Origin of the sequence: Microbacterium sp. Nx66, assembly GCF_904066215.1 — a bacterium.
Taxonomy (GTDB): domain Bacteria; phylum Actinomycetota; class Actinomycetes; order Actinomycetales; family Microbacteriaceae; genus Microbacterium; species Microbacterium meiriae.
This window is the reverse complement of record NZ_LR880474.1, coordinates 3,134,133-3,150,885: the sequence shown is the minus strand read 5'-3', so window position 1 is coordinate 3,150,885 and position 16,753 is coordinate 3,134,133. Positions and strand designations below refer to the sequence as shown.

The 16,753-nt window shown below is 72.1% G+C and carries 18 protein-coding genes; 13 read left to right on the top strand and 5 right to left on the bottom strand.

The features are described from left to right. Positions 1-64: 64 nt before the first annotated feature. From MICNX66_RS15225 to MICNX66_RS15215, 3 genes are read right to left on the bottom strand one after another with little or no spacing between them, the layout of a single operon-like run. Positions 65-490, bottom strand: coding sequence for a DUF1801 domain-containing protein (locus tag MICNX66_RS15225; protein ID WP_187662568.1), 426 nt, complete (start codon positions 488-490; stop codon positions 65-67). After that, the gene (locus MICNX66_RS15220; protein WP_187662567.1) at positions 490-1,116 is read right to left on the bottom strand and encodes an HhH-GPD-type base excision DNA repair protein; all 627 of its coding nucleotides are present in this window, start codon (positions 1,114-1,116) and stop codon (positions 490-492) included. The genes MICNX66_RS15225 and MICNX66_RS15220 overlap by 1 nt, the downstream gene beginning before the upstream one ends. A 25-nt stretch (positions 1,117-1,141) precedes the next feature. After that, positions 1,142-2,458, bottom strand: a complete 1,317-nt coding sequence (locus tag MICNX66_RS15215) for a glutamyl-tRNA reductase (protein WP_187662566.1) — start codon at positions 2,456-2,458, stop codon at positions 1,142-1,144. Positions 2,459-2,530: 72 nt separating this feature from the next. Here MICNX66_RS15215 and hemE point away from each other — a divergent pair, with 72 nt between their 5' ends. Then, on the top strand, positions 2,531-3,553 hold the full coding sequence (hemE, locus tag MICNX66_RS15210) for a uroporphyrinogen decarboxylase (protein WP_187662565.1): 1,023 nt from the start codon (positions 2,531-2,533) through the stop codon (positions 3,551-3,553). A 51-nt stretch (positions 3,554-3,604) separates the two neighbouring features. On the opposite strand, the gene MICNX66_RS15205 is transcribed toward hemE, so the two are convergent. Next, positions 3,605-4,498 (bottom strand): NAD(P)H-binding protein, encoded by an 894-nt coding sequence (locus MICNX66_RS15205; RefSeq protein ID WP_187662564.1) that lies wholly within the window; start codon positions 4,496-4,498, stop codon positions 3,605-3,607. Between the two features lie 66 nt (positions 4,499-4,564). Between MICNX66_RS15205 and MICNX66_RS15200 the strand changes: the two genes are divergently transcribed. The 11 genes from MICNX66_RS15200 (at position 4,565) to MICNX66_RS15150 (ending at position 13,428) form a co-directional block, all read left to right on the top strand. Continuing rightward, positions 4,565-4,876, top strand: coding sequence for a metalloregulator ArsR/SmtB family transcription factor (locus tag MICNX66_RS15200; protein ID WP_060921528.1), 312 nt, complete (start codon positions 4,565-4,567; stop codon positions 4,874-4,876). Positions 4,877-4,968: 92 nt separating this feature from the next. Continuing rightward, positions 4,969-6,474 (top strand): protoporphyrinogen/coproporphyrinogen oxidase, encoded by a 1,506-nt coding sequence (locus MICNX66_RS15195; protein ID WP_187662563.1) that lies wholly within the window; start codon positions 4,969-4,971, stop codon positions 6,472-6,474. Between the two features lie 169 nt (positions 6,475-6,643). Further along, positions 6,644-7,057, top strand: coding sequence for a hypothetical protein (locus tag MICNX66_RS15190; protein ID WP_060921530.1), 414 nt, complete (start codon positions 6,644-6,646; stop codon positions 7,055-7,057). 1 nt (position 7,058) lies between these two features. Next, positions 7,059-7,466 (top strand): phage holin family protein, encoded by a 408-nt coding sequence (locus tag MICNX66_RS15185; RefSeq protein WP_071329218.1) that lies wholly within the window; start codon positions 7,059-7,061, stop codon positions 7,464-7,466. Continuing rightward, entirely contained in the window at positions 7,453-7,725 is a 273-nt protein-coding gene (locus tag MICNX66_RS15180) for a hypothetical protein (RefSeq protein WP_187662562.1), read from the top strand. The genes MICNX66_RS15185 and MICNX66_RS15180 overlap by 14 nt, the downstream gene beginning before the upstream one ends. A gap of 76 nt (positions 7,726-7,801) precedes the next feature. Next, positions 7,802-8,482 (top strand): hydrogen peroxide-dependent heme synthase, encoded by a 681-nt coding sequence (gene hemQ / locus MICNX66_RS15175; RefSeq protein WP_370429007.1) that lies wholly within the window; start codon positions 7,802-7,804, stop codon positions 8,480-8,482. Between the two features lie 5 nt (positions 8,483-8,487). Further along, the gene (gene hemC, locus MICNX66_RS15170) at positions 8,488-9,489 is read left to right on the top strand and encodes a hydroxymethylbilane synthase (RefSeq protein WP_187662560.1); all 1,002 of its coding nucleotides are present in this window, start codon (positions 8,488-8,490) and stop codon (positions 9,487-9,489) included. Next, positions 9,486-10,283 (top strand): uroporphyrinogen-III synthase, encoded by a 798-nt coding sequence (locus MICNX66_RS15165; RefSeq protein ID WP_187662559.1) that lies wholly within the window; start codon positions 9,486-9,488, stop codon positions 10,281-10,283. The genes hemC and MICNX66_RS15165 overlap by 4 nt, the downstream gene beginning before the upstream one ends. Next, the gene (gene hemB, locus MICNX66_RS15160) at positions 10,280-11,257 is read left to right on the top strand and encodes a porphobilinogen synthase (RefSeq protein ID WP_187662558.1); all 978 of its coding nucleotides are present in this window, start codon (positions 10,280-10,282) and stop codon (positions 11,255-11,257) included. The genes MICNX66_RS15165 and hemB overlap by 4 nt, the downstream gene beginning before the upstream one ends. Positions 11,258-11,353: 96 nt before the next feature. Further along, positions 11,354-12,676, top strand: coding sequence for a glutamate-1-semialdehyde 2,1-aminomutase (hemL, locus tag MICNX66_RS15155; protein ID WP_187662557.1), 1,323 nt, complete (start codon positions 11,354-11,356; stop codon positions 12,674-12,676). Positions 12,677-12,978: 302 nt separating this feature from the next. Next, entirely contained in the window at positions 12,979-13,428 is a 450-nt protein-coding gene (locus MICNX66_RS15150; protein ID WP_136052962.1) for a hypothetical protein, read from the top strand. 50 nt (positions 13,429-13,478) lie between these two features. On the opposite strand, the gene MICNX66_RS16815 is transcribed toward MICNX66_RS15150, so the two are convergent. Further along, a complete protein-coding gene (locus MICNX66_RS16815) occupies positions 13,479-15,446 on the bottom strand; it encodes an ATP-binding cassette domain-containing protein (protein WP_197971854.1) in 1,968 nt (655 codons plus the stop codon). A gap of 110 nt (positions 15,447-15,556) precedes the next feature. Here MICNX66_RS16815 and MICNX66_RS15140 point away from each other — a divergent pair, with 110 nt between their 5' ends. Beyond that, on the top strand, positions 15,557-16,618 hold the full coding sequence (locus MICNX66_RS15140; protein WP_232089112.1) for an enoyl-CoA hydratase/isomerase family protein: 1,062 nt from the start codon (positions 15,557-15,559) through the stop codon (positions 16,616-16,618). Positions 16,619-16,753: the final 135 nt, after the last annotated feature.

Here is a 16,753-nt window from a genome sequence, read left to right as displayed (position 1 = left end):
GCCCCACACGTCCCCACGCCGGGGTCTCGGCGGGAACCCGGGGTCTCGGCGACAGGAGGGGGAGCTACGACGTGACCGTCAGGTGCATGCGCGCGTCGCCGCCGGACTCGACCCAGGCGCGCGAACGCTCGAGGATCACGCGCAGCACGTCGAGGTCGACCTGGTCGAGGTCCTTGATGTAAAGGCAGCCCACCCCTGTCGTGTGCGGGCCGAGCGCGCCGAGAGCCTCCGCGTGGGCGTCCACGCCGTCGAGGAGGTAGATCGTGGTCGCGGCCTTCCGGGGGGCGAAGCTCAGAATGCCGCTGTCGCCCTCCGTCCCGGTGGGGTAGCGGTAGTGGCAGGAGCCGAACCCGATGATCGAGCCCCAGGTCTGCGGTTCGCGTCCGGAGATGTCCCGCAGGAGAGCGGTCAGCGTCTCCGCATCACGGCGACGCACGGCCGGGGAGGAGCGGGCGATCAGCCCCGCGACGTCGTCCCCGGTCGGCTGCACTACTTCGCCGCCTTCGCCGCCGCCTTCATCGCCTTCTTGTACTCGCGCACCTTCGTCAGCGATTCGGGCGACACGATGTCGGCGACGCTGCGGTACGAACCGTCCTCGCCGTAGGGAGCGGAGGCCTCACGCCAGCCCTCGCCGGTGAACCCGTACTGCTTGCCGAGGAGGGCGAGGAAGATCTTCGCCTTCTGCTCACCGAAGCCGGGAAGAGCCTTGAGCCGTTCGAGCACCTCGGCGCCGCTCGGCTGGGTCCCTGAGCCTGTCGAAGGGCCTGAGCCTGTCGACGGGCCGGAGCCTGTCGAGGGTCGTGTCCAGAGGGCGGCGGCGTCCCCGTCCCAGTCGTCGACGAGCGCCTGGCACAGGGTCTGCACCCGCGTCGCCATGGAGCCGGGGAACCGGTGCACCGCGGGGGTCTGCCGGAAGGCCTCCAGGAACTCCTCCGGTGCCATGCCCGCGATCGCCGCAGCATCCGCGGCTCCCGTCCGCTGCTCGATCTTGAGCGGTCCGGTGAACGCGGTCTCCATGGGGATCTGCTGGTCCAGCAGCATGCCGATCAGCAGAGCCGTCGGGTTCTCGGTCAGCAGGGCGTCGGCGGCGGTGTCTCCGGTGATGTGAAGGGCCATGCCTCCAGTCTCCCACCCCGCCGGATCAGGCTGTGGCGGCGTCCTCGACCGTGTCCGCGGCAGGGGTGATGCCGTACAGCGTCGCGAGCGCGGCGGCGAACTCGTCCGCGCGACCGGCGGCGGCGAGCTCATGAGCCCGCACGGTCGGCGTGTGCAGCAGCACGCCGGAGAGGTGCCGGAGGGCCTGCTCGACCTTGCCGTCCTCGTCGCCGCGGGCGCGCGCACGGTCGATCTCGCGCTCCAGCAGCTCGAAGATGTGCGACCGGAACGCCACCACCGACGGGGTCACGCTCTGGCGGGCACCGACGACGTGGAAGGTCTCCGCGGCCTCGCGGACGACGCTCCGGGCGGCGTCCGTCGCCTGCAGCTCCTCGAGCGGGGCGTGCAGGCGGATGGTCTCCAGGTCCAGCAGCGCGACGCCCTCCAGTGCGGCCACGGCCGGGTCGACGTTGCGCGGCATGCCGAGGTCGACCACCAGCCGGCTCGGGACACCGGTGGTGCCGCTGGTCGCGCTGACGGGGCAGCCCGCGGCGGCGAGGCCGACCGGGAGCTGCAGGTGCTCCGGGCCGAGCACGGGCTCGGTCGCGGTGGTGCAGGTGATCAGCAGCGTGGAGTGCGCCGCCGTGCGTGCGTACTCGTCTGCCGGAACCGGGCGGATGTCGTGCTTGGCCGCGAAGATCTCTGCGCGGCCCGAGGGGGAGTAGACGGAGATGTCGACGGCGCCGCGCTCGCGCAGAGTCGCGAGGGTGACGGCGGCGTAGGCTCCGGTGCCGACCAGCAGCACGCGCTCGGCCGACCAGTCGGCGATGCGGCTGTCGGCGAGCTCCAGTGCGAGACGCACGAGAGATCGACCGGCGCGGCCGAGGGCGGTGACGTTCTTGACCTTGCGCTGCGCCTGGCTCGCGCGCTGGAACAGGCGCTCGAGCTCGGGGGAGGTGGTGCCGTCCTTGCGGGCGGACTTCAGGGCACGCCGCACCTGGCCGGCGATCTCGCCCTCGCCGGAGACGACGGACTCGAGACCGGAGGCCACGGAGAAGAGGTGCTCGGCGACGCGGCGACCGGAATGCACGGCGTAGGCACCGTCGAGGTCGGCGGCGGGAATGCCGGTCGCGGACTCGACGGCCTCGATCACGGCTTCGACGCCGATGGCGCCGGCCGCGGTCACGGGCTCGTCCATTTCCACGTACGCCTCGAAGCGGTTGCACGTCGCCAGGACCACGGCACCCTGCACGCACGGCGCCATGCCCACGATGGTGGGAGCGACGTCGTCGGGGGTGCGGCTCAGGCGTTCGAGCAGTTCGAAGGAGGCGGTCTTGTGACTCGCCGTCACACACAGCAGCACCCTTCGATTGTACCCGAGCGTACGGAGCCGGGACTCGGCGGCTCCCTAGGCGCCGGATGGGAGGATGGGGGCATGGCACTCTCCGACGCCCCGCTGCTGCGCGCCCTCACCGGCGACCGCCCCGCCACCGCTCCGGTCTGGTTCATGCGCCAGGCGGGCCGGTCCCTGCCCGAGTACCGGGAGCTGCGGGTCGGCACGCGCATGCTCGACGCCTGCCTCACCCCCGACCTCGCCGCCGAGATCACCCTCCAGCCCGTGCGACGGCACGGCGTCGACGCGGCGGTGTTCTTCAGCGACATCGTCATCCCGCTGCGTCTCGCCGGCGTGGACGTGGAGATCGAGCCCGGCCGCGGCCCGGTCTTCGCGAACCCGGTGCGGACGCTGGCCGACGTCGACCGCATCACGGCGATCGATCCGGACAGCCTCGACGGCAGCGCGATCGCGGAAGCCGTCGGCATCGTCGCCGCCGAGCTCGGCGACACCCCGGTCATCGGCTTCGCGGGAGCCCCCTTCACGCTCGCGGCGTATCTCGTCGAGGGCGGTCCGTCCAAGGAGCACCTGCGTGCGCGCGGCATGATGCACGCGGAGCCCGAGGCCTGGCACCGTCTCGCGGGCTGGCTGGCGCAGATCTCGCGGCGGTTCCTGGAGACGCAGCGCGATGCCGGCGCCGCGGTCGTGCAGCTCTTCGACAGCTGGGCGGGTTCCCTCAGCCCCGCCGACTACCGCACCTTCGTGGCGCCGCACTCACGGACCGCTCTGGACGGCATCGGCGTCCCGACGATCCACTTCGGCGTCGGCACCGGCCCCTTCCTCGGCGACATGCGGCTGGACGGCATCGCCGACGGCGTGGGGGTCGACTGGCGGCTGCCCCTCGACGAGGCCGCCGCGATCCTCGGCCCCGACGTCTCGGTGCAGGGGAACATCGACCCCGCGTTCCTCGGCGCGCCGTGGCCGGTGCTCGAGGCGCATGTCCGCGACGTGCTCGAACGCGGTCGCGCGGCCCGCGGGCACATCCTCAACCTCGGCCATGGTGTGCCCCCGGAGACCGACCCCGACCAGCTCACCCGTATCGTCGAGCTGGTGCACGCCGGCTGACCTCCGTTCGAATCGCCTGCTTTGCGGCATCTGCAGCCCAGATGCAGCCATTCAGGCGATTCGAAGCGCCCGCGCCAGCCGCAGGTCCGAAAGACCGAAGCGGCCGGTGGGCAGCGCCGCGCGGATGCTGTCGTCGTCGAACGGCCGCGACGGGCGGATGCCCTCCGGCGGCTCCGGCGCCCACGGTGCCGGTTCGCTGACGCCCTCCGCGAGCATCCGCGCCTGCGCCTTCGCGACCAGGGGCACGACCATGGTCCACTCGGTGAGCTGCGCGAGCACCCGCACGACCCAGGCCGGAACGGGGAGGAACGCGGGACGACGTCCGGCGACGCGGGCGATCCGGCGGATGGCCTCCCCGAGCGTGACCTCGTCCGCCCCCATCACGGCGACCGTCGGCTCCGGGATGCGGCCCTCGAGCGCGGCCACCAGCACGTCCGCGGCATCCTCGACGGGGACCGGGCGGGCGGTGCGTTCGCGGTAGCCGACCGTCCAGAAGAAGGGGAGGGTGCGGACGGCACGGGTCACATGGTCGACCATGTGATCGCCGGGGCCGTAGATCATCCCGGACTTCAGGATCGTGTGCGGGAGCCCGGAGCCGCGGATGATCTCCTCGGCCTCCCACTTCGACTCGTGGTAAGCGGAGCCGCAGTCGGGCCGGGCGCGGAGGAAGCTCACCATGACGAGCCGCCGGACGCCGGCGCGGCGAGCGGCCTCGACGACGGCGGCCGTGCCCTCGACGTGCACGCGGCGGAAGGTCTGGTCGCCGATCTCCCGGTTGATCCCGGCGCAGTGGGCGACGGCGTCGCATCCGGCGAAGGCGGCGGTCAGCGCGTCGACGTCGGTGATGTCCGTGCCGGAGCGTCGGGAGATCGCCACGGGCTCCTCCAGGCGATCGGCGAGGGCGCGGCCGACGAATCCACTGCCTCCGGTGATGGCGACCTTCATGGTGTTCTCCTTCGCTAATTAGCTATCTGGCGAAACTGTATCTAGCGAAGGTGCTATATTGCAAGCATGGCCGACAGCGCATCCGACATCTTCGCGGCGCTCGCCCATCCCACCCGGAGGCAGATCCTGCAGGACCTCAAGGAGGGGGAGCTCGCGGCCGGGGAGATCGCGTCCCGCTTCTCCGCGAGCGGCCCGACCATCTCCCGGCACCTGAGCGTGCTGCGGCAGGCAGGCCTCGTCTCCGAACGTCGCGATGCCAACCGCATCTTCTACTCGCTCGTCGGTGAACGCCTCGCCCTCTCCGTCGGCGACTTCCTTTCCACGGTCTGTCCCGAGCAGATCGTCCTCCGCGAGGTGCGCAAGCGCGGTCGGGCCTGACCTCCGTTCGGATCGCGCACCTGGCGGCATCCGCGGCGATTATCCGGCCAATCGGGCGATTCGAAGCGCAGGGGCGGTGAAAGGATGGAGGCATGAGCCCCGAGCACCCCGCACCCGCTGAACCGGCCGACCTGGCGGCCCGTGCCGCACGGAAGCACGTCGTCGTGGTGGGCGGCGGCGTCGGCGGACTCGTGGCCGCGCGGGAGTGCGCGAAGGTCGGCATGCAGGTCACGCTGCTCGAAGGGTCCGAGTCCCTGGGTGGCGTGATCCGCAGGGTCGCGCTGGACGGTGTCGTCGTCGACGCGGGCGCGGAGAGCTACGCGACGAAGGGCGGGCACGTCCGGGCTCTCGTGAACGATCTCGGTCTCTCCGACCGCGTCGTGACGCCGCAGGCGGGAGGCGCGTGGCTCGCCGGACTCCCCGGCGGCGCGGCTCCGCTTCCGGCCGGCGGCATCCTCGGCATCCCCGGCAACCCCTTCCAGGACGACGTCCGCCGCATCATCGGCTGGTCGGGCGCCTGGCGGGCCTATCTCGACCGGGTGCGCCCGCCGCTCACCATCGGCCACCAGCTGAGCCTCGGCCGCCTCGTCGCCTCGCGCATGGGGGAGAAGGTGCGCGACCGCCTCGTCGCCCCCGTCACCACGGGTGTCTACTCCGCCTCCCCGGACGACGTGGACATCGACGTCGCCGCCCCCGGACTCAACGCCGCCCTGACCCGCGTCGGATCCCTCTCCGGGGCGGTGCTGGCCCTCCGCGGTGAGGCGGCGTCGCGCGGCGCGAAGACTCCCGGTGCCGCCGTCGAGGGGCTCGTCGGCGGGATGAGCGTACTCGTCGACGCCCTCGCGGCCGACCTCGACGAACTCGGTGCGACCGTGCGCACCCGCGTCCGAGCTCGTTGCCTCACCACCGACGGCACCACCTGGCGCGTCGTGGTCGAGGAGCCCGCCGCGGAGGAGCCGATCGAGGGCGAGGAGACGACGCAGGAGGCGGAACTCGCCGCCGACGCCGTGATCGTCGCGACCTCCGAGCACGGGGCGCGGGAGCTGCTCGCGGGCGCCGTGCCCGCCCTCGCGGCCGCCGACGCGGCACCGGCCCCCGAGATCGAGATCATCAGTCTGCTGCTCGACGCGCCCGCGCTGCGCACCCCGCCCCGCGGCACCGGCGTGCTCACCGTTCCGCACAGCCACACGGCGAAGGCGCTCACACACTCCACGGCGAAGTGGTCGTGGGTGCGGGAGGCCGCGGGCGACCGCGAGGTGGTCCGCGTCTCCTTCGGTGCGCAGGGGGAACCTGCGGCCACCGCGGCGCTGGATGACGGGGCCGCGATCGACCTCGCCCGCCGGGAGGCCTCGGCGCTCCTGGGCGTCCCGCTGTCGCCCGCCCAGGTCGTGGCGGGTCATCGTGGGCGCTTCGTGCAGGCGCAGCCCGCGTCGATCATCGGCTCGGGGGAGCGGCGTGCCGCAGCGCGTCAGGCCGTGCAGGCCGTGCCAGGGCTGGCCGCTGTGGGTGCCTGGCTCGCGGGCACGGGGCTCGCGCAGGTCGTGCCGGACGCTGCGGAGGAGGCGGACCGCCTGCGCCGCGCTCTCCTCTGGGACTGAGCGTCCGCCGAGCACGCGCGAGTGCGCTCGATGCCTCCGTGTCAACCCTCTGATCGATTGATGCCGAAATCGGCATACGGCGTTACGCTGGGTACCTGATCGCGGTGGAGACGCGGGCGATCGGCGTCCCCCGGGACGGACCACAGCCGGAACAACGTGAGGAGACCCCATGAAGGGGAAGATCGGACTCGTCGTCGGACTCGGCGTCGGCTATGTGCTCGGCACCCGCGCAGGACGCGAGCGCTACGAGCAGATCAAGACGCAGTGGCTGAAGGTCTGGAACACCGACCCCGTGCAGGAGCGCGTCGACAAGGTCAAGGGCTTCGTCGGCGACAAGGCCGCCGCGGTCCCGGGCGCCGTCTGGACCGGCGCCGTGAAGATCGTCAAGTCGGTCACCGGCGACGGCACGCCAGGGCAGAAGCTCGATGCGGTCATCGCCTCCGGCAAGGACGCCGCCGAGGAGATCTCGGACGCCGCGGAGGACGCGGTCGACGAGGTCAAGGAGCGCGCCGCCGAAGCCCAGAAGCCGGCTGCCTCGAAGCCGGCCGCGAAGAAGCCCGCCCCGCGGAAGTCCGACGACTGACATGCCCCGCGGATATCGGGATCGTGCCGACGACAGCCTGCTGACGCTGCTCGGCGACCTGCCGGAGCTCGTCACGAATCTGGTCAAGGCCGAGATCGACGCGGCCAAGGCGTGGGTGTCGCGCACGGCGAAGGATGCGGGCGTCGGCTCCGTCTGGTTCCTCGTCGCGCTGTTCTTCCTGTTCTGGGCCGTGCCCGTGATCCTCGTGTTCGCGATCGCGGGGCTGTCGTCGTGGTGGCCGGTATGGCTGTCCGCGCTGGCGGTGTTCGGCATCCTCATCGTCGCCGTGCTGCTGTTCGCGCTGCTCGGCATCCTGAAGTTCCGCAAGGTGCTCCGTCGCCAGAACCCGGCACAGGCCGTGGCCGAGGACATCCGAATCGTGAAGGAGGCCGGCGATGAGCACCCCTGAGTCTCTGCCGCGCACCGCGGTCCCCGCGGGAATCGTCGATCCCGTCGCCTCGGCGCGGGCGGAGTTGAAGGCGGCCCTGGCCGCCATCGAGGTCAAGGGGAACATCCCCCGGCGCGTGGAGAAGGCGTCGGCGCGGGCGGCCGTGAAGGCGCGCGCGTTCGCCGACCGCAACCCCGCCGCAGCGATCGCCGCGACCGTGGGCATCGCCGCCGTCGTCGGCGGGGCGGTGTGGGCCATCGCCCGCGCCATCGCCCGCTGATCGACCCCCGTACCGCCCTCGCGTGGGGGCAGTATTCCCCTGATTAGCGGCTCCTCCGCAAAGGGGGCAGACTGGGATCATGTCCGACCTGCGTGAAGAGAACCCGTCCGGTTACACCCTCTGGGCCGTCTGGCGACGCAATCCCGATGCTCCCGTCACCGAGAACGACGCGACCGAGGTCGAGTCGATCGTCTCGCACATCGAGGACTCGGGCGTCACCGTCCGCGGCTTCTACGACGTCTCCGGGCTCAAGGCCGACGCCGACCTCATGGTGTGGCTGCACGGTGCCACGGCCGAGGAGCTGCAGCGGGCGCTCCGTCGCCTGCGCCGCACCGAGATGCTGCGTTCGCTCCTGCCGGTGTGGAACGCCATGGGTGTCCACCGCGACGCCGAGTTCAACCGCGCGCACGTCCCCGGGTTCCTCCGTGGCATCGAGCCCAAGGACTGGCTCGTCCTCTACCCGTTCGTCCGCACCCCGGAGTGGTACCTCGCGCCGGAGGGGGAGCGCCGCACGATGCTCGCCGACCACGGTCGCAAGGGCGCCGCGTTCACCGGTGTCATCGCGAACACCGTCGCAGCCTTCGCGCTGGGCGACTACGAGTGGCTGCTCCCGATGGAGGCGGATGAACTCACGGATCTCGTCGACATGATGCGCGACCTCCGCTACACCGACGCCCGCATGTTCGTGAAGGAGGAGGTGCCCTTCTACACGGGGCGCCGCCTGCGCTTCGACGAGATCGCGGACGTGCTGCAGTAAGCGCCATGAGCACCCCCATCCGTCTCGGCACCCGTCGCAGCGCGCTCGCGCAGGCGCAGTCGGGCCACGTCGCCGCAGCGCTCGAGAAGGTCACCGGCCGGCGCGTCGAGCTCGTCCCGATCACCAGCGAGGGCGACACCAATCGCGCCTCGTTGTCGGAGATCGGCGGCCTCGGCATCTTCGCCACCCGTCTCCGTGAGGCCCTCCTCGCCGGCGAGTGCGACTTCCTCGTGCACTCCCTCAAGGATCTCCCGACCGCGGTGCCGGAGTCGCTCGTCATCGCCGCGACGCCCCGACGGGAGGATGCCCGCGACGTGGTGCTCACCCGACACGGCATCCCGCTGCATGAGCTGCCGGCCGGGAGCGCGGTGGGCACCGGGTCGCCCCGCCGCATCGCGCAGGTCCACCGTCGTGCGCCCCGCGCTCACGTCGTGGACATCCGCGGCAACGTCGACTCCCGGCTCTCCCGCGTCGCGTCCGGCGAGTTGGACGCCGTGATCCTCGCCGCCGCCGGGCTCTCGCGGCTGGGCACCGATTCGCCCCTGCATCGCGAGGAGCTCGGTCTCGCGGAATGGCCGACGGCGCCGGGCCAGGGGTCGCTGGCAGTCGAGACGCGGGCGGATGCCCCGGAGGAGCTGCGCGCGGCGCTGTCGGCGCTGGACCACCGCGAGACGCGGCTCGCGATCACGGTCGAGCGGGCCATCCTGGAGGGCCTGGACGCCGGTTGTCAAGCCCCCATGGCGGCGCACGCCGTCGTCCAGGGGGCAGAGATCCGCGTCAGGACAGTGGTCTACGCCCCGGACGGGGGTCGCCGGATCGGTCTGGACGTCACGGAAGCCCTGAACGGGGAGTATATTCATCGGAACGGCAGTGGCAATGGTGCGGATGCTGCCGATGGTGCAGACCCGATGCACGCAGCGCGTGAGTTCGGGCTCGCTGTTGCCCGTCGGCTGCTCGATCAAGGGGCGGCCGACCTCGTCCCTCAAGAGCAATCCGAATTGTCATGACCACTTCTGAAAGCAAGCAGGACCGACCGCTGGACGGCTGGCGCATCCTCGTGCCCCGTGGCGGACCCTGGGGCGACAGCGTCGCCGCGAGTCTCCGGAACCTCGGGGCCGTTCCCGTCGTCGCCCCGCTCATCAACTTCGCGCCCACGACGGACCAGGCGACGCTCGACCGGGCGCTGGAGCAGCTCGCGGCCGGTGAGTTCGATTGGCTGACCGTCACGAGCGCGACCACGGTGGACGTGCTGTTCGCCCACCGCGCCGTCGTGCCGAAGACCACGAAGATCGCGGCCGTCGGCGAGACGACGGCCACGGCGCTGCAGGCCGTGGGCTACGAGGTCGCCCTGGTGCCGGAACAGGACAACTCCGCGCAGGGCATGGCGCAGCAGCTCATCGCCCTGGAGCACGAGCCGCGCCGCATCCTGGCGCTGCGCAGCGAGATCGCCAAGCCCGTCCTCAGCCTCCTCCTTTCCGACGCGGGGCACGACGTGCACGGCGTCGTCGCCTATCGCACGGTCGGCGTCCCGGTGACGGAGCGCATCCGCCGCGATGTCGAGAACGGCCGGATCAACGCGATCCTCATCACCAGCGGTTCGGTGGCCGAGCAGGTGCGGGAACAGTTCCCCGAGATCCCGGACGAGACGCTGCTCGCGGCGATCGGTCCCCGCACGGCGAAGGACGCCGAGCGTGCCGGTCTCCCCGTCTCGGTGGTCGCCGACCGGCAGACCATCGATGCGCTGATCGAAGCCGTCTCGCAGTTCACCCTTCCGCACGCGGCAGACGAGTTCGCGCCGTGAGCTTCCCCGACATCCGCCTGCGCCGACTTCGCCAGTCGCGCGCCGTCCGCGACCTCGTGCGCGAGACCTCTCTCGAGCCCCGGCAGCTCGTGCTCCCGCTCTTCGTCCGCGAGGGCCTGAGCGAACCGGTCGCCATCGGGTCGATGCCCGGTGTCGCCCAGCACTCGATCGACTCGCTGCGCGCTGCGGCCGTGGAGGCCGCGGAGGCCGGGGTCGGCGGCGTCATGCTGTTCGGCGTTCCCGCGGTGCGCGACGCCCGGGGCTCCGGCGCGGACGACCCGCAGGGCATCCTGAACGTCGCCACCGAAGCGCTGGCGGCCGAGGTCGGCGACGCCCTCGTCGTGCAGACCGACCTCTGTCTCGACGAGTTCACCGACCACGGTCACTGCGGCGTCCTCGCCGCCGACGGCTCCGTGGACAACGACGCGACCCTGGAGCGGTACGCCTCGATGGCCCTGGCCCAGGCGCGCGCAGGGTCCCAGCTGCTCGGGCTGTCCGGGATGATGGACGGCCAGGTCGCCGTGATCCGTCAGGCGCTCGACGCCGAGGGGTTCACGGACACGCTGATCCTGGCGTATGCCGCGAAGTACGCGAGCGCGTTCTACGGCCCGTTCCGCGAAGCCGTCGACTCGCAGCTCCAGGGCGACCGCCGTACGTACCAGCTCGACCCCGGCAACCGTCGCGAGGGTGTGCGGGAGGCGCTGGTCGACGAGGACGAGGGCGCGGACATCGTCATGGTGAAGCCGGCGATGGCCTTCCTCGACGTGCTCCGCGAGGTCCGCGACGCGGTGACCGTCCCGGTCTGGGCGTACCAGGTGTCGGGCGAGTACGCGATGATCGAGGCCGCCGCCACGAACGGCTGGATCGATCGGCGCGCCGCGGTCCTCGAGTCGCTGCTGTCGATCCGCCGCGCGGGTGCCGATGCCGTGCTCACGTACTGGGCCACCGAAGCGGCCCGTTGGCTGCGCGGCTGAGCCGTCCTGCTGCCTGCCGGCGGCCTCCGGGGGAGACGCGGCGGGTTAGCCTGGAAGGGATGCCGGGAGAGTTCAGTGCATCACGGAGGAGCCTCGATGACCGACCGCAATGACGACCTTTTCTCTGCCGCCCGAGCGGTGATCCCCGGTGGGGTGAACTCTCCGGTGCGCGCCTACGGGTCGGTCGGCGGGACGCCCCGGTTCCTCGCCTCGGCGCGTGGTGCCACCGTGACCGACGCCGCGGGCCGCGAGTACGTCGACCTCGTCGCGTCCTGGGGCCCCGCGCTGCTCGGTCACGCGCATCCGGAGGTCGTCGCCGCGGTACAGGAGGCCGCGACCCGCGGGCTCTCCTTCGGCGCGCCGACCGAGGGGGAGGTCGAGCTCGCCGCGCTCATCGCCGACCGCGTGCGCTTCGGCGAGATCCGTCCCGTGGAGCGCGTCCGTCTCGTCTCGACGGGCACCGAGGCCACCATGACCGCGATCCGTCTCGCCCGCGGCGCGACCGGCCGCGATCTGCTCGTGAAGTTCGCCGGTCACTATCACGGCCACTCCGACGGCCTGCTCGCGGAAGCCGGATCCGGGGTCGCCACGCTGGCGCTTCCCGGTTCGGCCGGCGTGCCCGCGCCGATCGCCGCGCAGACGCTCGTGATCCGCTACAACGACCCGGAGGCGCTCGCCGCCGTCTTCGCCGAGCACGGCCCGCGGATCGCGGCCGTCATCGTCGAGGCCTCGGCGGCGAACATGGGCGTCGTCCCTCCGCTGCCGGGCTTCAACCGCCTCATCGCGGAGACCGCCCACGCGCACGGCGCCCTCATGATCCTCGACGAGGTCCTCACCGGATTCCGGGTGCACCCGGCGGGCTTCTGGGGACTCCAGGCGGAGGCGGGGGAGAACTACCTGCCCGACATCCTCACCTTCGGGAAGGTCGTCGGCGGCGGTATGCCGCTGGCGGCCCTCGGCGGTCGTGCCGAAGTCATGGACCTTCTGGCGCCGCTCGGCCCGGTCTACCAGGCGGGCACGCTCTCCGGGAACCCGCTGTCGGTGGCCGCGGGCCTGGCCACGCTGCGACTCGCGACGCCCGAGGTCTACGCGACCGTCGACGCCGCAGCCGCTCGGGTGTCGTCGGCGCTGGACCGCGCGCTCGGCGAGGCCGGCGTCACCCACGCTCTGGCGTCCGCCGGCAACCTCTTCAGCGCGTCTTTCCGGGCCTCCGCTCCGCGCGACTACGCCGAGGCGCAGGCGCAGGAGTCTTTCCGGTACGCCGCGTTCTTCCACGCGATGCGCGAGCACGGGGTCGCGCTGCCGCCGAGCGTCTTCGAGGCCTGGTTCCTCACCGCCGCGCACGGCGAGGACGAGCTCCAGCGCATCGAGGAAGCCCTGCCGCACGCCGCCCGGGCCGCCCTCACCGCGCGTCCCTGACTTCCGCCGCCGCTCGCTCGCGCGAAGACAGGCGCCCGCGCGGGAACAGGGGCCCCTGGACCCTGCTGCCTGATGTCGCGCGGATGCCTGCGCAGGGAGCGGCGGTCGCGAGGTCGGCGAGATCAGGCGCTCGCGCGGAGTCAGGCTTGCACTCCCGGTAGCGGCCTGTTCCGGCGTGAGCGCCTGTCCTCGCGGGAGGTGGTTGCTGCGGGTGGGCGTGTGGGTGATTCCGACAAGGGATCGTTGCGTTCCTGTGAGCAACTTCCAGCCAACCGGGAGGGCGGCGCTGGCAGACTGGGGGCATGGTGACGTTGTTGCTGGACCAGACGCAACTCGAGGTCGTGCTCTCGCCCATCGAACGTGCCGCCACCTTCCACCGTGAGAACGTCCGCATCGTGCGCGACACGATCACCAAGGTCCAGCTGACCGATGACGCCTGGACCTGGCTCCGCGGCGTCCCGAACCCGGGCACCCACATCCCGGGCGTGCTGGCGGCGGGGAGCTGGAAGGCCGCGGGCAGCCTCGACTTCGTGCTGATCCGTCGCCGTCGCCCCAGCGTGGTCGTCGATCTCGAGGGCGACCCGCAGTACAACCGGCTGATCCTCACCACCCGGCACGGCCTCGCGCTCACGCAGGCTCTCCGCCTGCCCGTGTCAGAGGAGCCCGCGACGGTCGAGGAGATCGTCGCCACGGCCCCGACTCCCGTCTCGAAGGGCAGTCGTCGGCCCGTCATCCGGCCCCGTCCGGCCTGACCTCAGACGCAGAACGCCCTCCCGATCGGGAGGGCGTTCGTGTGTGCGGTTCAGCCGTGGTTCTCGTCGGAGTGCGCGCCGTGGTCGTCGTCCGCCTGCGCGTCGGGCGCCTGCTCCTGACCCGGAGCGTGCGCACCGGGCTCCTCCGAGGACTCGCCATCCGAGGATGGCTGCTCCTCGGACGGGGTGGCCTCGGTGGGGGCGTCGCCCTCCGCGGACGCGAGCGGGTAGTCCCGGGGCTCGTCCTCGTAGTAAGCGCGGGCGGCGGCGGCGAGCATGGAGCTCACGGCCGCGGATCGCGGGTCCTCGTCGTCGGTCGCGGGATCGGATGCCTCTGCCGGCTGCGTCGTGTCGGCCGTCGCGGTCTCGTCGTTCCACCCGGACGCGGCGTCGAGCTCGGAGAAGAACTCCACGCCCGCGGGCTCCGGTTCGTCGGCCGCGGACTCCGCGTCCTCGGTGCCGGTCGTGTCGTCGGCGGCGTCGATGTCAGACGGAGCCTCGGGGCCCTCGATCTCGGCTCCATCTGCGGGGACGGACGCGGCGGGTGTCGTCTCGTCCGACTCCCCTGGGGCGGGAGCGTCCTGTCCCGCCGACTGCTCGGGCGACGTGCGCGCCTCCGCCGTGTCTTCGTCCGCCATCTCGGCGGAGGATGCCGCGAACAGGGCGGCGAAAGAGCGTCGCGGGGACTCGGTCGCGGGCACCGGCGCGGGAGCGCCGAAGAGGATGTCGTCGAACGAACGCGAGGAGTCGGACTCCGCGTCGGACGCGGTGTCGGGCTCCGCGCCCGTCTCCTCCTCGGCATCGCTCAACGTCAGCGCCGCGGTCTCCTCGACCACGGGGATGACCTGGACGGTCTCGTCGCCCGCAGCGGTCTCGACCACGGTCACGAGCTGGGTGGTCTCGTCGTCGACCGGGCCCTCGGCTCCCGCCGTCTCGTCATCGTCGCCGGACCCGGTGGCCGCGGCATCGCCGGGGATCTCCGTGCTGAGGTCATCGGCGAGAGCCGCGGCACCGCCGGCCGCGAGAGCGGAGGCGGCGGCACCGGCGGCCGCATCGCCTGTCGTGACCGTCTCGGTCCCGGTCGAAGCGTCTTCCGACGGTGCGAGCGCCGGAGCGGTGTCGAACCGGCCGCCGCGCATGAGATCGATGAAGACGTCCTCCAGCGTCGGGCCGCGCTGCACGAGCGTGCTCAGAGCGATACCGGCATCCGCAGCCACGGCACCCACTCGGCTCGCGTCGGTGCCGCGCACGGTCAGGCCGGAGCGGAGCACCTCGATGTCGAACCCGGCGGCGACCAGCGCGGTCGTGAGGCCCGGGCGATCGACGGAGTCGACGACCACCGAGCCGCCGGCCGGATCGGCGAGGGTCTCGATGCCGCTCGACAGCACGAGGCGCCCCTTGGAGAGCACGAGGACGTGGTCGGCGACCTGCTCGATCTCGCTGAGCACGTGGGACGAGACCAGCACCGTGCGGCCTTCGTCGGCGAGGCGACGCATCAGCAGACGCATCCAGCGGATGCCCTCGGGGTCGAGACCGTTCGCCGGCTCGTCGAACACGAGCGCTCCGGGGTCGCCGAGCAGCGCGTGGGCGACGCTGAGGCGCTGGCGCATGCCGAGCGAGAACCCGCCGATGCGCGTGTCCGCTTCGCCCTCCAGGCCGACCAGGGAGATCACCTCGTCGACGCGGGCGAGGCGGATGCCGTTGGCCTTCGCGGCGATGGTGAGCTGACGACTCGCGGTGCGGCGCGGCCGGTAGGCCGTCTCCTCCAGGACCGCGCCGATGGTGCGCAGCGGCTGGCGCAGTTCGGCGTATGCGACGCCGCCGATCGTGGCGGTGCCGGACGTGGGGCGCACCTGGCCGAGCAGGATGCGCAGGGTCGTCGTCTTGCCCGCGCCGTTGGGGCCGAGGAAAGCGGTGACCGCGCCGGGCTCGACCCGTGCGGAGAAGTCCGAGACGGCCGTCACCTCGTTGAAGCGCTTCGTCACATTCGTGAACTCGAGCACCTGTCCTTCGGGCATCCGGGACCTCTCGTTGCGATGAACAGTTCCTCCTATCCTGCCGGAAAACCGCCCCGGAACCCGCATTTCGTGCGGAATCCGGCCGCATGCGACGGGGTAGCCTGGCACGCGTGACCGATACCCCCGCCGCGCCCCGTGTCCTCATCCGCACCGAAGGAGCGCTGGGGCGGCTCACGCTCAACCGCCCTGAGGCGATCAATGCGCTCGACGAGGACATGATCGCGGCCATCACGACGGCGCTCGTCGCGTGGCGCGACGATTCCGACGTGCAGATCGTCCTCATCGACGGCGAGGGTGAGCGCGGCATGTGCGCGGGCGGCGACGTGCGCCGCCTGCACAGCCAGATCACGTCCGGTCATCCGGAGCAGTCCGCAGAGTTCTTCCGCCGGGAGTACGCGATGAACGCCATGATCGCGGAGTACCCGAAGCCCGTGGTCGCGCTCGCCGACGGCATCACCATGGGCGGCGGCATCGGTCTCGCGGGGCACGCCGCGATCCGCGTGGTCACCGAGCGCTCGAAGCTCGCCATGCCGGAAACCCGGATCGGCTTCACGCCCGACGTCGGCGGCACGTGGCTGCTGGGGCGGGCGCCGGGACGGCTCGGCGAATACCTCGGTCTCACCGGGGCCACGATGAACGGTGCCGACGCCGTGTACGCGGGCTTCGCCGACCACTTCGTCCCCTCCGACCGCCTCGACGCGCTGCGCGAGGCTCTGGCGTACCGCGCCGATCCGACGAGCCCGAGCGAGATCGTCCTGCTCTTCGACGAGACGCCGGAGCCGTCCGCGCTCCCCGACGCGCGGGAGTGGATCGACGAGGTCTTCGCCGCCTCGACCGTGCCCGAGATCCTGGAGCGGCTGCGTGCGCTCGGCACCGATGAAGCGGCCGCCGTCGCCGACCTGCTCGACGGACTGGCCCCGACCGGCCTCGTCGTGACCCTCGACGCCGTGCGGGAGGCGCGGGGGATGAGTGGGCTTCGTGCCGCGCTCGAAGGCGAGTACCGCCGGGTGCTGTGGTTCGTGAACGAGCACCCCGACCTGGTGGAGGGCATCCGGGCGCAGGTGGTCGACAAGGACCGCAACCCGAAGTGGCAGCCGGCCTCCCTCGCCGAGCTCGGCCCCGACGCCGGGGCGGCCGCGCGGGACTACGTTCCGCAGCCCGCGCTGTTCTGACGATCACGGCCCCGGTCACGACCGGGAAGTCCTTGATCGCCCGCGTGCAGAAATGGGCGGCGAGACGGGGGAGTGGTTCGCTGTGAGCGAAGGTCCTCCCGGAGGGGGATCCGAATGTCGCCGCTTCGTGGCACC